Genomic DNA, 15,159 nt, shown 5'->3' with positions numbered 1-15,159 from the left:
TTAAAATTAAGATTAATCGCACTTTAATTGCTAGAACACATTTATCTCTTAAGAGATAAGCGTACTTTTATTAACGGCATATGAAAAAGAAAGAATACGTTTTTATTCCTATTTTTTGTTCTATCAATGTAATAGAGAGTATAAAAACGTAAAACATACAATAGTTAGAAAAAACTAGCCGATGAAAAACGATATTTATAAAAAATAGTTATTAAAATAGAGTATTCAACTTACGCTTCAATATTTTTGAAACGTGCCATCATAACAACATCACAGTATTTGCCTTCTTTAAATGCAGCATTTCGACGAATACCTTCAACTTCAAACCCTAACTTTTTATACAGATGCAACCCTTTTTCATTATCTGAATAAACCTCTAATTCTAATCGAGTCGCAGCTAACCAATTGAAAGCATAATCAATCGCCGTATTAATTAATAATTTTCCGACACCTTTTCCTGAATATTCAGCACCAACACCAATACCAAAACTGACAATATGCCGACGTCGAGGATGTGAATCAAGGATCAACGCTAAATGCCCAGCAACCTGATCATCGATAGTCGCAACAAAGTTAGGAACACCTTGCTCTGCAAATTCAGTAAGTCGTTTTTTCCATGTTGTGACGGAAGGATAAGGAAACTGACAAGTACATATATATAGATCAGGATGCATATACAATTGCTGTATTGCACCCGCATCTTCAGGTTCACTATGTCGAATTTTTATTTCTTGCATATGTTCTACCAACTATTTAATAACTAGCCTTAATTTCGACAATAGCGAATAAAAGTAGATAAATAAATAGCAAAAAGGCGGAATAAAGATATATTCCGCCTTTTGTTATTAAACCTGATTATTTAAATTAAATTGCCCAGTGACCCGCATAAAATGCCACTAACGCAATGGTAATTAATACTGTACCAATATTGAGTTTACGCCATTCGCCAGCGAATATTCTGCCAATAACTAAGCAGCCAAAACCTAGCATAATGCCCGTGACAATATTACAAGTAAGAACAATAAATACAGCACAAACCATGCCTGACATAGCATCAACAAAATCACTAAAATCGAGCTTAGTGACATTACCTAACATTAATAATCCTACATACATTAAAGCGGGCGCAGTTGCATAAGCGGGCACTAAATAAGATAGTGGCGATAAAAAGAGAATAAGTAAAAATAAGATCCCAACAACCGTTGCTGTTAATCCGGTTTTACCACCTGCTGCGGTTCCTGCGGCTGATTCGACATAAACTGCGGCAGGGGCTGCACCAATGACCCCTGCAAAAATACTACTTACTGAATCCGATGTTAACGCTTTACCACCATTGATAATTTGCCCACGTTTATCAAGTAAATTAGCTTGACCTGCAACAGCGCGAATCGTGCCTGTAGCATCAAAAATGGCAGTCATGACTAAAGCTAACACACTAGGTAATACTAATGGCTGTAAAGCACCTTTAATATCCATTGCAAATAATAAAGAAAGTCCTTCTTCACCTAATTGAGGCATTTTAAATACGCCTTGATATTTTACATTAGGATCAAAAATAAGCCCGATAATAGAAATAGCAATAATCACTAATAATACGCCACCGGGTACTTTACGTTTTTCTAAGCCAAAAATCGCAGCAAGTCCACCAATAGACATTAAAACAGAGAACGAAGTAAATTCGCCCATAGCAACAGGAAGTCCTTCAAAAGGATTTTTTATGACTAATCCAACGCTGTTGGCCGCAATTAAAAGTAAAAATAATCCGATACCAATACCTGCACCATGCGCGATACCTGTAGGAATATTTTTTAATATCCAAGTTCGAATGCCAGTTAAAGAAAATAAAGTAAACAAACAGCCCATTAAAAATACGGCACCTAAAGCAACAGGAACCGAAATATTTTGCCCTAAAACAAGACTAAAAGCTGTGAATGCTGTTAGCGAAATCGCACAACCTATCGCCATTGGTAAATTAGCCCACAATCCCATTAACAGGGAGCCTAAACCTGCAACCAAACAAGTGGCAATAAATACTGCAGTATGTGGAAAACCGGCTTGTCCTAACATACTAGGAACGACAATAACAGAGTACACCATAGCAAGAAATGTTGTTAAACCTGCGATCATTTCTTTACGAACCGTGGTTCCTCGAGCGGTAAGTTTAAAATAGTTATCTAGTTTACCTGTTGCTGCTGATTGATTAGCGGACATTACATTCCTCTGACATAAATACGGTTCTCTATCCATCAATACGAAAACGATTACGTATAAATAACAACATCCTCTTCAGGAGTAAAAATGAGGAGAAGAAATTTAGGCGCAAACGTTTGTTTTTTAGCGTGGATAAAGCAATAGAATTTGACGCAAACGATTATCTGGTGAATTTAGGGTAACAATCAAGCAAAAAAATGCTTTTTACATAAAAAAATCATAAAAAGATAGTTCAAAAGGGATAAAAAAGAAAAGAAGAGCATAGTGACCTACACTCTTCTAAATTTGATTTTTCATTATTAATAAAATTTTCAATATTTACCATGTAAATAATTAAATTTAATTAATATATTATTCTATTGTTATTTTTTCTACATTTCCCTAGCTTGGCTATTAATCATTCAATTCTTCATCATTAATCTGCTTAAAAAGCACTCATGTACTACTATAAAGTTAGTTGAGCTCGAACAGTTTTAGCAAATAATTTCCTATTAAATATTAATATTTCTAGATTATTCTTAATAAACTAAGTTAAATAACCTAGATATAAATGATAATTATATTCAATTCATAGAAAACAAATGGATAGAAGACTATCTTTAAGAAAGATACAAAATAGAAAGAAATGATTTAGATAAACAATAGAAAACAAATAAGACTTACTGTATATCACCTACTTAACTATCGCACTCTACAACTTACATTAAGTAGATGAAAAAACGATTAAATAAAGCATTCCATTACGGAGTACTCTTGTTTAGTGCATCGACACCCACATTAAAACGCTCTAATGTCGAAAGTAAAAATAGCCCCGTCATCACAACGAGCAAAAAAGGCAACGATGACGACGATATCTCAGACATTGCACCAGCAAGGAGTGGCCCAGAAAGATTCCCAATCCCCCATAACATCGCTGCAGAAGCATTTGCTACCATTAAGTCATTACCAGAGAAATATTGTCCAATTTGTACCAATGCGATGGTATAAATTGCGCCCGCAGTTGCACCCAATACTAATAAAAGAGGCCAAATTAAAATAGGATGAGACATAGTCACTGGCAATAACAAGCTAGAAAGTAGTGTGATCACCCCGCAAATACGATATAACCTTGTCCGATTCATATGATCAGCAAGCCAACCAAATGGCATTTGCATAATGGCATCACCCGCAAGAATGGCACTGATCATCATTGCAGCTATCGCTTCCGTGTGCCCAAGGCTTAAACCATAAATAGGGAACATCGACAATACCGTGCCGTCGAAAAAAGCAAAAAATAAAATACCACCACAAATAGCAGGTGCCACTTTAACAAAGCGGAAAATAGAAAAATTAGGCTCTTCAGTATTTGTTGGTAATTTGTCGCCTTTTTTCTGATCCATCATTAAAAATAGAACAATAGAAATAAGGTGAATAAAAATGCTAATTAAAATAGGTGTTTTATCCGCGACGCCATAAAGCGCAATAATAGAAGGCCCTAATAATTGGCTAATAGTGAACACTGTTGTATATACCGCTAAAATACGCCCTCTTTTGTTATCTGGCGAAAGCTCATTAATCCATGTTTCGCCTAAACAAATCATCACTCCACTAGCAATCCCTGTAATAAGCCGTAAAGGAAAGAGTAACTCAAGCGGTAATGTGCCCATTAAAGGCAACAAGCTAATAGCAGATAGCATTGTCGCCAATAACATCGCAAAACGTTTACCAAACCATTGCACAATACGTCGTGCAAAAGGCGAAATAATTAACATACCAATTGCAGGCGCAGCCGAAATAAGTCCAATAATAGATTCACTAATTCCCGCTAAATTAAGGCGTAATGCCACCATAGGAATAGTTAATCCGATAACAATACCGATAACCCCAATGCTTACCGTAATAGTTGTTATCGCAAAAATTTCAGATTGACGATAATTAGGATGAGACATGTCATTTTGTTTCTACTGGCTGTAGAAACCTCTTTATAAAGGAAATGGGTTAAATAAAATATTGTCGTATTATAGGGGATTAGAAATAGATAAACATGCTTAAAAATAGTAAGAAACCAGCGAAAGATCTTAATTTGTAGTAACTCGATCTCTCGCTTTCACAATATTCTCGTTTACATAATAATTGGCTTTAATCTTAAGCGAAGTAACGATAAATCAATACAGTGCCAGAAATTAAAACAATAGTGTAAATCACACTCATAAATCGCGCTTTAGACATCCGTAAAGTGAAATGTCGGCCTAACCAAATACCCGCTATCATCGCTGGCAAAAAGATAAGAGCCAATTGCACAATCTCTAATTGCCAATAAATTCCAGCAAAAAGAAAAATAATAACTCTCGTTAATGTGCTAAAACCAATTAACGTTGTTTGAGTAATACGAAACGTATTTTTATCTACTATTCGCCCTGATAAATAAATAGCATATAAAAAACCACCACTGCCGAAAAGTGCACTAAATACACCGCCAATTAAACCAAAGGGATAAACTAAGTGCTGAGAAAAATGACTCTCTTTCTTTTTCCAACATAAGGCATACAGCGCATAACAAGCGGCAAAGACACCTAATAGAAGCGAGAGTAAATCAGGTCGTGTGGTTAACAAGATAGCAGCGCCAACTAAACTTCCGATAATAATTAAGGGAATAAGGTAACGGATCTCTTTAAAATCCGCTTTTTTGCCATCTCTTAAAACATTAATAACCGCAGCGGTTAAATCAATCAATGCTAGCAAGGGGACTATTATTGATAACGGTAAATAAAGTGCCAACACAGGGCCTGCAATTAATGCTGAGCCGAAACCCGCCATGCCAAATATAATATAAGCAAAAAATAAGGTAAGAAGGCAGACAATAATATCTGTCCAAGAGAGCAATTCGATCATAATTAGCCTTGAATAATTATCATTTATAGCCAAGATATTAGCTTAGTAACTGAAAATCGAACAGATGGCGTAAAACTATTCACAAAATACAGTAGAAACAGAGTCTCATTTTCCCGAATGTGCCTAATTAGTGCTATTATCTAATGCGAATAACACTTTTAAACTGATGATATCTTGAATTGGCAATGAACCCACAACCCACAAAGAAAACCAATGAATACCTTGGTAATAAAGTCAAACAGTTAAGACAATCCCGAAATTTGTCACTTAATGAGCTATCAAGAAAATCGGGGATCTCCAAGGCGGCATTATCCAAATTAGAATCTGGCGATTCTAATCCTAGAATAGACACGCTAGAAGCTATTGCAATAGCCCTTGGCTTCCCTTTAGGTGATCTATTTAGTTTTACACGAGAAGAATATCCTCGTTTAGAACGCCATAAACCGATTATTGGTGATTATGCTCAGGAATTTAAATTCCGTATTGGTATCGGGAATATTACCGAAATTTGGCATATTGAAATGAAACATGGCGCAATTATTAATAGCCCTGCTCATGCCGATGGTACCCAAGAGCATATTATGGTCTATTCAGGAAAACTGATGATGCGCTTTGCTAATGATGAAACCGTATTATTAGAAACTGGCGATTTTTACGCATTCCATGGTAATGCACCGCACTCTTATATTTGTGTTGAAGGACATATGCGCGCTTCCGTTATTATGTCTAGCCCGAATCAACAACATTATCACCACCGCCCTTAAACTCTTTTCTGCCTTTATCACACGATAATTAATAAACTACTTATACTGTATTTTATTATCGTGTGTTCTCAATTTATTTTTATTTATTTTCAGCTATGTTTTAAATAGTGCTGTAAAACAATAAGGATACTTGAATGAGTGGAAATCATGAACATGCAGATGTAAAAGCATTACCTGAATCACGCCTATTAATTGCGTTCGGTTTAACATCATCATTTATGCTAGTCGAATTTATTGGGGGATATCTAACCGGTAGTTTGGCATTAATTTCCGATGCAATGCATATGATGACAGATGCTTTTGCTCTTTTACTTGCACTAATTGCTATTCATGCCGGTAGAAAAGCTTCTGATGTCTTGCGAACTTATGGTTATGCACGCTTTGAAATATTAGCAGCCACCATGAATGCTCTTATTTTAATGGCCGTTGCTTTTTATATTTTATATGAAGCCTATAAACGTTTATCTTCCCCTCCTGAAATTCAATCTATTGGTATGCTTATCATTGCGCTAATAGGTCTTATTGTTAACCTAATTTCAATGAAAATGCTCGCCAGTACAAAAGACGAAAGTCTCAATGTAAAAGGTGCCTATTTAGAAGTTTGGGCTGATATGTTGGGCTCAATTGGTGTCATTATTGGCGCTGTGATTATTTGGCTAACAGGTTGGGCGCTTGTTGATTCAATTATTGCGGTATTAATCGGCTTTATGGTCTTCCCACGAACTTGGATATTACTTAAAGAGTGTCTGAATATTTTACTTGAAGGTGTGCCACGCGGTATCGATTTAATTAAGGTTACTGATACCATTAATAATACAGAAGGTGTTATTGACTCTCATGATTTACATCTATGGGCACTCACACAAAGTAAACTTATTTTAAGTGGTCACATCGTTTATCAACCCAATGCCAATCATGAAGAATTAAGAATTCACCTTGAGCAACAACTTCGTGAGCAATTTCATATCAATCATATTACGTTGCAGATGGAATGCGAAGACAGGCAACATCTAGAAAAAAACCATCATTAAAACAAAATACGCTTATATCCTTATAAAGTTCTGGCTCTCTCTTAATAATTGAGAGAGAGCCAATAACAAACTAATTAATTTAAATAGCTTTCCATCTGCTCAAAAACACGCAAATCACCACTAAACCTGACTTCTTTAACATCTTCTAGTTTTTCAACCTGACTTACCATCTGCATTAAACGGTCATCTTTCTGTACTAATAACCAAATACGACTTTTATCACTATTTTTCATTGGCAAACAGAGAATGCCATCAACGTTAAATGCACGACGAGCAAATAATCCACAAATATGAGTCATCACACCAGGATGGTTGCGAACAATTAACTCTAGCGCGATAGGTTGTGTTTGTTGTGACATAAATTAAGCTCCTATCATATCGGTATTTGCCGCGCCTGGCGGAACCATTGGAAATACTTTTTCGTGAATATCAATCATTACATGAATTAAGCAAGGGCCCGGTTTATCTATCGCAGCTTGTAATGCTTGTTGCGGATCTGCCTCTTGGTTTAAATCACAGGTTTCTAATCCAAAACCTTCAGCGATGCGAATAAAATCAGTTTGATAAGGATAAGCCGCAGCATAAATACGCTTATCAAAAAAGAGTGTTTGTTGCTGGTGAACTAATCCTAATGCCTGATTATTTATCAAGATAATCTTGATATCCAATTGGTGTTCAGCCGCCGTTGCTAGCTCTTGGATATTCATCATAATGCTACCATCGCCTGAAAAGCAGAGGATTTTTTTATTCGGCTCTGCTAACGCAGCACCAATTGCCGCTGGCAGTCCAAATCCCATCGTACCTAATCCCCCAGACGTTAACCATTGTCGAGGTCGATTTAATGGATAAGCTTGTGCAACCCACATTTGGTGCTGACCAACATCTGTAGTAATTATCGCGTCATCATCAACGCAACGCGCTGCGGCTAATACAATGCCATAACCACTAAGAATGTTTTCTGAGTTTTTCATTTCCAGTGGATATTCTTGTTTCAATGTATTTACGCGCTCTATCCACTCACTGCGCTTATTATTATTAATAAGTGGTAACAGTAGTGATAACACCGATTTGGCATCAGCATGAATCGCGATATCTGGTTTTTTTATTTTGCTTATTTCCGCTTTATCAATATCCACATGAATAATTTTGGCATTAGAGCAAAATTTTTCTGCTTTACCTATCGCACGATCATCAAAACGGGCACCTAAAACGATTAATAAATCTGACTCTTCTAACACAAAGTTTGTACTACGCGCCGCGTGCATTCCTAACATGCCTAAATACAAAGGATGTGAAGGTGGCATTAATCCTAATCCCATCAAGGTCATGGTGGTAGGAAGATTATTTTTCTCTGCCAGCTCAATCGCTTCTTTGCAGGCGTCAGCACTAATAATGCCACCACCGAGATATAACACAGGATTTTTAGCTTGATTGATCATTTGAGCCGCTTGAATAACCAAATCCGTATTAAATGGCGGCACCAGATCTTTTTGTGGAATTGGCGGTAAATTATCAAAAGTAATAGTGGCTTGTTGGATATCTTTTGGTACGTCAACCCATACCGGGCCAGGTCTGCCTGACATGGCTAAACGAAATGCATCACAAATAATTTCAGGTAAATCTGCAATATCACGCACTAAATAATTATGTTTAGTAATGGGAATAGACATGCCATAAGTATCAACTTCCTGAAAGGCATCTGTACCAATCATTGCAGAAGAAACCTGCCCTGTAATACAAACCAGAGGAATTGAATCCAGTTTTGCATCTGCAATAGCAGTCACTAAATTTGTGGCGCCTGGGCCACTCGACGCAATACAAACCGCGGGTTTGCCATTAGTTCTAGCAATACCTTGCGCAATAAAACCAGCACCTTGCTCATGGCGAGTAAGGATATGACGAATAGATTGGCTTTGGCTCAATGCATCATACAAAGGTAAAGCGGCACCACCGGGGATCCCTGCAACCGTTGTAATGCCTTGCCGTTCCAGTAAATAAACGATTAATTGCGCGCCAGTAAAGGTTCTTTCTGCGGCATTGTCTTGTGATGCACCCATTTCTCTGTGTCCTTCATTTTAGGCCGGACTCCAATGGGCGGTTAGAATAAAAAACCCCGCCCGGTTTGTGCGCCGGCGGGGTTGCGAAACTATGTTGATTCGACCCGTTACGGCGCTTTGCCGACGACCACCACACGCACGACAACCGCAGACGCAATGTGCGCTGTTAGTCGTAGGCCTTGTAGTAGAGTAGTGATGATCATGGGGTACCTATCAATTTATTTAGTGATGTGTTTATTTGTTGTCTGTATTTAAAAAAACATAACTTATACAAATTAACAACCTTTTTTTACGGTTTATTTTTTATTGCCATTAAAAACGAGATCTTGATCACTGATGTTAGATGCAAAAATTCCCCCTTAGCTTGGAGTAAAAAACTATATTAACTTGCATTATTAGCATAATAAAAAACAAACTCAGTTAAATAAATACATCAATCACAAATTATAAAAGTGCCACTTGCACCAATAATAATGTCGCTGATAGTACAAACATAAATAACACCATTGGTATAATAAACTTGAGCCATTTATTATAAGAAATATCTAGCATTTGCAATGTGGCTAATACTAATCCTGTTGGTGCTAAAAATAACATAATATATTGTCCCCAATTATATGCTGATACCACCATATAACGAGGAACACCCACAGCATCCGCTAATGGTGCCATAATTGGCATTGCTAATACCGCTAATCCTGAAGATGACGGCACAATAAATCCCAAACAAATAAAAACCAATAATTGTGCAATTAAGAATAAGCTTGGTGGCATTCCAGCAACCATATGAGACATAAATTCAAGAATAGTATCTGCTATTTTTCCTTGTTCCATAACAAGGTTAACACCACGAGCTAAACCAATAATCAGTGAAACCCCCACTAATTCTGAAGCACCGTGAATAAAACCATCAATTGCTGTTTTTTCTTTTAAACCTGAGATACAAATAATGACAATGGCGATGGCTAAGAAAAGTGCTGCCATTTGTGGAAACCACCATCCCATATGCATAACACCCCAAACCATAATTGGGAATGCGGCAACAAATAAGCATAAGATGATTTTGCGACGCCAAGAAAAATCAAGTATCTCATTAGGATCATAATGGCTTAAAAAACGCTGTTTAAAACTTTCTGCATTTTCATAATTATAAGAAAAAGAAGGGTCTTTTTTAATTTTCTTACAATACCAATATAAATAAACAATAACGCCTATTGTGCCAATAATAAGCCCAATAGTACGAAAACCAATCCCTTCAATAAAACTTATCCCTGATGCATTAGAAGCAATAACCACAGAGAAAGGATTTACAGTTGAGAATCCAGCCCCCATTGACGAAGCTAAGAAAATAGCCCCAACACAAACAATAGCGTCATAACCCAGAATTAAGAATATTGGTACTAATATGGGATAAAAAGCGACCGCTTCTTCTTCAATCCCACAACTAGTTCCCCCTATGGATAAAATAATGGTGACACCAAATACCACTAAAAACTCTTTTCCTTTAGTTCGATTAGCCAGTGCTGATAAACCTGCATTAAATGCACCTGTTTGATTTACAACACCAATTAAGCCACCAAGCACTAAAATAAAAACAATAACATCAGCCCCCTCTATTGTCCCTTTCACCATGCTTTCGGTAATATCCATAATACCTTTGGGCTGCTGCGCAACTCTTTCATAAGTACCGGGTATCGCAATAGGTTTTTTTATTGTTCCATCAGTAAATTTATCAATTTCAATAGAAACATTTAAATTATCTAATGTTGATTGAGTAGCAGGTAATATTTCACTAGAGCCATCTATTTTTGCCACAATTAATGATGAATCTACGGAATTATAACTTAATCGTTCATATTCTCCTGCTGGAATAATCCATGTTAAGCCAACCACTATTACTGTAATTGCAAATAAAATAGTAAAAGCGGTCGGAAACGCAAACTTTTTAAGTTTCATAGCGTCCTCGACTTAAATAAGAGAGTAAACTCTGCTAGTAGAGGTAATATCTATCTAACAGAGTCAATTATTAGAATTAATTTTTAGTTAAAGATGATTAGGATATTAATTTAGTGTTATTGTTGTACCTGTTTTCCCCTCTAATGCAGATAACGCATTATCTAATGAAGTAATAATAGCTTGAGATGAAGAACCTCTTTCTTTAATAAAGTTAAGGCAAGCTTCTACTTTAGGTAACATACTCCCCTTAGCAAACTCACCATTATTTATATATTCTTGTGCTTGAGAAAGCGTTAATTTGTCTAAATTCTTTTTCTGAGGCGTATTAAAATGGATCGCCACTTTATCTACAGCAGTTAATATTAATAAAGTTTCTGCTTTTAATTCGACAGCTAATTTAGAACTGGAGTTATCTTTATCAATAACAGCATCAACACCTTCTAATACACCATTTTTACGAATAACAGGGATCCCCCCACCACCGACAGTAATAACCACCACATTATTCTCTACTAATTGCTTAATAACCAAAGATTCAACAATTTCTAATGGCTTTGGTGAAGGAATAACACGACGATATCCTCGTCCGGCATCCTCCATAAAATGAAAACCATGCTCTTTTTGAATTGTCTCAGCTTGCTCTTTAGTATAAAAAGCCCCTATCGGTTTGGTGGGTGATAAAAAAGCAGGATCTTGTTTATCAACCACGACTTGCGTAACCACAGTAGCGCAACCGTTATTCAGATTTCGTGCACATAATTCATCATTAATCGCTTGTTGCAGATGATAACCAATATAACCTTGGCTCATGGCACCACATTCAGCAAATGGCATATAAGGAGTACCAATATTTTGTTGCGATGCATAGTCCATTGCCAAATTGATCATGCCTACTTGAGGACCATTACCATGACCAATAATCACTTGGTAGCCCTTTTCTACTAAATCGACTATCGGTTTTGCCGTTTTTCTTACTATTTGTTTTTGCTCTAGTGGCGTATTTCCTAGTGCATTCCCACCTAAAGCAATGAATACCTTTTTAGGCATTTTAAGCTCCTTGCTTTAGCTTAATGTTGCAAACATCACTGCTTTAATGGTGTGCATACGATTTTCAGCCTGATCAAATACTTTAGATTGGCGAGATTCAAATACACCATCAGCCACTTCCATTTCGGCTAGGCCAAATTTTTGATAAATATCTTCACCAATAATCGTCAAGCGGTCGTGGAATGAAGGTAAACAGTGCAAGAAAATCGCATGCGGATTTGCCATTTTCATCATTGATTCATTCACTTGATAAGCTTTTAGCAGACGTATTCTTTCATCCCAAACGCTATCTGGCTCACCCATAGATACCCAAATATCGGTATATAAAACATCCGCATCTTTCGCACCTTTTTGAATATCATCAGTGAGTGTTATTGAGCCTTCATTTTCAGCCGCAATTTCACGACATACTTTCACCAACCCTTCTTCTGGCATTAATGATGCTGGGCCACAAGCTGTAAAATGCAGACCGAGTTTGGCACAAACAACCATTAAAGAATTCGCCACATTATTACGTGCATCACCAAAAAATGTCAGTTTCAAGCCTTTTAAATGGCCAAAATTCTCTTCAACAGTTAGCATATCTGCCAACATTTGTGTTGGGTGAAATTTATCTGTTAACCCATTCCATACTGGCACTCCTGATTTTGCTGCCAGCTCTTCAACCAGAGACTGATCAAAACCACGATATTCAATCCCATCATAAAAACGTCCTAAAACCCGCGCAGTATCTTCAATAGATTCTTTCTTACCCATTTGAGATGAACCAGGATCAAGATAAGTCACTCCCATGCCTAAATCATATCCAGCGACCTCGAAAGCACAACGAGTCCGTGTTGAGGTTTTTTCAAATAATAAAACAATATTTTTGCCTTCAAGTGAGCGATGAGGAATTCCCGCTATTTTTAATGATTTAAAATGTTTAGAAAGCTTCAATAAATATTGAATTTCATCAGAAGAGAAATCGAGTAATTTTAAAAAACTTCTGCCTTTAATATTAATAGACATAATAATCCTATCTCCTAATTATTTTGAGAATAATAGAGTGAAAATACGTTATTATTAAAAATAGAAACTCACCCGATAATATTGAAAGTCAATATAATCAGGGAATATATACGTACTATTAGAGAGAGAAAAAGAAATTATCCGTTAAATACAGAGAAATGAAAGCATTGGCGCTGCTTATACATCATGATATGTGTAATACGTCTTATATGAGGCGTTTTTCTATTATTATTTTCCATAATACTAGCACCCTCCTATATAGATATTTAAACGAGGGATTAAGTGAAACATATAGGAAATAATATTATTGTGACTATCATCTCAATTATCTATTTATAGCTAAAACTAGTTTTAGTTATAAATTAATGGCGAAAAGCACATACTGTTAACACTAAAAAAATGATAGCAATATATTATGGCCATTATCTTATTAATCTATCTCGATTAATTATTAAATATAAAAAATAGCGATAAATTTTATAAGATTTAATTTATAACGATTTATTAAAGTTATTTTTTATTAACATTATAGATACATTAAATATCAAAATAATCTAGCTAACATCATCACCGCACTACAAATAATTAAAAAAAGCGTGGCATATTGAAATACGCGATCAGGCATTCGGGTAAGTAACCACTTTGATAGCGGAATTGAGATTAAAGATCCTAAAAAAAGCATCAGAGCAAGATGAACATCAGTGTGGCCATCTTGCATATAAGCTAATGCTGAAGATCCCGATAATAGTGTTGTGGTAAAAATAGATGTACCAATGGCTTGTTTAATAGAGAGATTGGCATAACGCAAAAGCAAAGGCAGCACGACAACCCCGCCACCGACCCCCGTTGCACCTAATACTACACCTGCACTTATCGCCGGTAATAACAATGCCCGAATATTTAATGGTACAAGTTCTGCACTATCATTAACGGTTTTAGTCGGTAATGAAAAAAACATACGCTGAATAAACAAAAATAGAGAAAAAACTATCGCAGCAACTACCAGCGCATTGATTCCCCATTCGACTTGCTGCTGATACTCATTTAATGAACCTAAATAATTGACGAATATACTGGCTAAAAAGGTACTTGGTAGCATTATTCCTAATACTATTAAGGCGCGTTTAAAAGGAATATTACCTAAACGAAAATGCATGTAAGAAGAAGTTACTTTCATTAGCATAGAGAGCAAATTAGCGGTTGCTACAGCCATTAATGCATCCATACCAAAAAAGTAAGTTAAAACGGGTAAAACAATAACACCACCACCCACACCTGTTGTGCTAATAATTAAACCAATTGCCGCACCAACAGCTAATATGGTGACTAATAACATTTACTGATTCCCCTGCATAACAGCTTGTCGTCCTTTTAATAAGGCTCTTTCTGCTTGCTCATTTACCAATGTCATATATTTAAAAAACAGCACATCAAATGCCACCATTTGTAAAACTTGAGGAGTAATAACACCTAATTGGGAGTGCTGCTCATCATAGAAATAAGGCAAAGTATAATCAGCAAGTCGTGTTGCTTCATCTTGACCGAAACGAGTTAACGCCATAGTTAAACACTTATCTTTTTTTGCTGATTTTAGCATACGGTTAATATCAACCGTGTTTCCCCTCGCTGTCACCGCAATGGCTAAATCATCGGAAGATAAATTGGCAGAATAAGCTAATTGAGCATGCAAATCGGGGCTAAATAAGGCGTTTTTATTTACTCGAATTAATTTATGAAAAATATCGCTCGCAACCACCGAAGATGCGCCTATACCAAATAAAACAATACGTTTTGCCGACACCATATTTTGAGCTAACACATCAATAGTGTTCGCATCTAATAATGCTAATGAATCCTGAATTGCACTGGTAAATAAGTGACCTGTTTTAACAATAATCTGTTCTGTCGTATCTGTTTTAGCTAAATTTCCATAAAGTACATCGCCATTGTTTTTTTGTTGTTTTTCTTCTGAAAGGTAATCAACTTTAAATTCAGGATAACCGCTATATCCCATTTGGCGAGAAAATCGGATAACAGAGGCACTGCTAACACCCGCTTTAAGCGCAAGCTCTGCCGCATTCATACTGGCAATATTTTCGCTATTTTCCAGTAAATAATGCGCTATACGCTGTTCAGTTCCTTTGCCTTGCATGAGTAAATTTTCAAGCTTTTTTGTCACTGTAGACATGCTGTTATCCTTTTTATTATCGATTT

Annotated in this window: 14 protein-coding genes; 2 read left to right on the top strand and 12 right to left on the bottom strand. The window is 36.3% G+C overall.

Annotated features, from left to right (window positions below; all coding sequences use genetic code 11):
- Positions 1-230: 230 nt before the first annotated feature.
- From PH4a_RS09010 to PH4a_RS08995, 4 genes are all read right to left on the bottom strand, one after another.
- A complete protein-coding gene (locus PH4a_RS09010; RefSeq protein WP_129039262.1) occupies positions 231-737 on the bottom strand; it encodes a GNAT family N-acetyltransferase in 507 nt (168 codons plus the stop codon).
- Between the two features lie 127 nt (positions 738-864).
- The gene (locus PH4a_RS09005; protein ID WP_064718721.1) at positions 865-2,211 is read right to left on the bottom strand and encodes an NCS2 family permease; all 1,347 of its coding nucleotides are present in this window, start codon (positions 2,209-2,211) and stop codon (positions 865-867) included.
- A 740-nt stretch (positions 2,212-2,951) separates the two neighbouring features.
- Positions 2,952-4,139, bottom strand: a complete 1,188-nt coding sequence (locus PH4a_RS09000; protein WP_129039260.1) for an MFS transporter — start codon at positions 4,137-4,139, stop codon at positions 2,952-2,954.
- A 196-nt stretch (positions 4,140-4,335) separates the two neighbouring features.
- A complete protein-coding gene (locus PH4a_RS08995; RefSeq protein ID WP_129039258.1) occupies positions 4,336-5,082 on the bottom strand; it encodes a sulfite exporter TauE/SafE family protein in 747 nt (248 codons plus the stop codon).
- Positions 5,083-5,267: 185 nt separating this feature from the next.
- Here PH4a_RS08995 and PH4a_RS08990 point away from each other — a divergent pair, with 185 nt between their 5' ends.
- Both PH4a_RS08990 and PH4a_RS08985 read left to right on the top strand, forming a co-directional pair.
- Positions 5,268-5,846, top strand: a complete 579-nt coding sequence (locus PH4a_RS08990; protein ID WP_064718718.1) for a helix-turn-helix domain-containing protein — start codon at positions 5,268-5,270, stop codon at positions 5,844-5,846.
- A gap of 134 nt (positions 5,847-5,980) precedes the next feature.
- A complete protein-coding gene (locus PH4a_RS08985) occupies positions 5,981-6,877 on the top strand; it encodes a cation diffusion facilitator family transporter (protein WP_129039256.1) in 897 nt (298 codons plus the stop codon).
- A 74-nt stretch (positions 6,878-6,951) separates the two neighbouring features.
- On the opposite strand, the gene ilvN is transcribed toward PH4a_RS08985, so the two are convergent.
- From ilvN to PH4a_RS08940, 8 genes are all read right to left on the bottom strand, one after another.
- Complete coding sequence (gene ilvN / locus PH4a_RS08980; RefSeq protein ID WP_129039255.1) at positions 6,952-7,236, bottom strand: acetolactate synthase small subunit; 285 nt, start codon at positions 7,234-7,236, stop codon at positions 6,952-6,954.
- Positions 7,237-7,239: 3 nt separating this feature from the next.
- The gene (gene ilvB, locus PH4a_RS08975) at positions 7,240-8,934 is read right to left on the bottom strand and encodes an acetolactate synthase large subunit (protein ID WP_129039253.1); all 1,695 of its coding nucleotides are present in this window, start codon (positions 8,932-8,934) and stop codon (positions 7,240-7,242) included.
- Positions 8,935-9,378: 444 nt separating this feature from the next.
- Positions 9,379-10,890 carry a YfcC family protein gene (locus PH4a_RS08965; protein ID WP_129039249.1) on the bottom strand — a complete coding sequence of 504 codons (1,512 nt, stop codon included), beginning with the start codon at positions 10,888-10,890 and terminating at the stop codon, positions 9,379-9,381.
- Positions 10,891-10,995: 105 nt separating this feature from the next.
- Positions 10,996-11,937 (bottom strand): carbamate kinase, encoded by a 942-nt coding sequence (arcC, locus tag PH4a_RS08960; RefSeq protein WP_129039247.1) that lies wholly within the window; start codon positions 11,935-11,937, stop codon positions 10,996-10,998.
- Between the two features lie 15 nt (positions 11,938-11,952).
- A complete protein-coding gene (gene argF, locus PH4a_RS08955; RefSeq protein WP_129039245.1) occupies positions 11,953-12,945 on the bottom strand; it encodes an ornithine carbamoyltransferase in 993 nt (330 codons plus the stop codon).
- Between the two features lie 137 nt (positions 12,946-13,082).
- Positions 13,083-13,184, bottom strand: coding sequence for a leader peptide SpeFL (speFL, locus tag PH4a_RS18420; RefSeq protein WP_106426928.1), 102 nt, complete (start codon positions 13,182-13,184; stop codon positions 13,083-13,085).
- A gap of 305 nt (positions 13,185-13,489) precedes the next feature.
- Entirely contained in the window at positions 13,490-14,281 is a 792-nt protein-coding gene (locus PH4a_RS08945) for a sulfite exporter TauE/SafE family protein (RefSeq protein WP_129039243.1), read from the bottom strand.
- Positions 14,282-15,133: a MurR/RpiR family transcriptional regulator gene (locus PH4a_RS08940; RefSeq protein WP_129039241.1), complete on the bottom strand. Its 852-nt coding sequence runs from the start codon at positions 15,131-15,133 to the stop codon at positions 14,282-14,284.
- Between the last annotated feature and the right edge of the window lie 26 nt (positions 15,134-15,159).

The organism is Proteus hauseri (assembly GCF_004116975.1).
GTDB lineage: Bacteria > Pseudomonadota > Gammaproteobacteria > Enterobacterales > Enterobacteriaceae > Proteus > Proteus hauseri.
The sequence above is the reverse complement of the archived record's forward strand: the minus strand, read 5'-3'. Positions and strand labels throughout refer to the sequence as shown.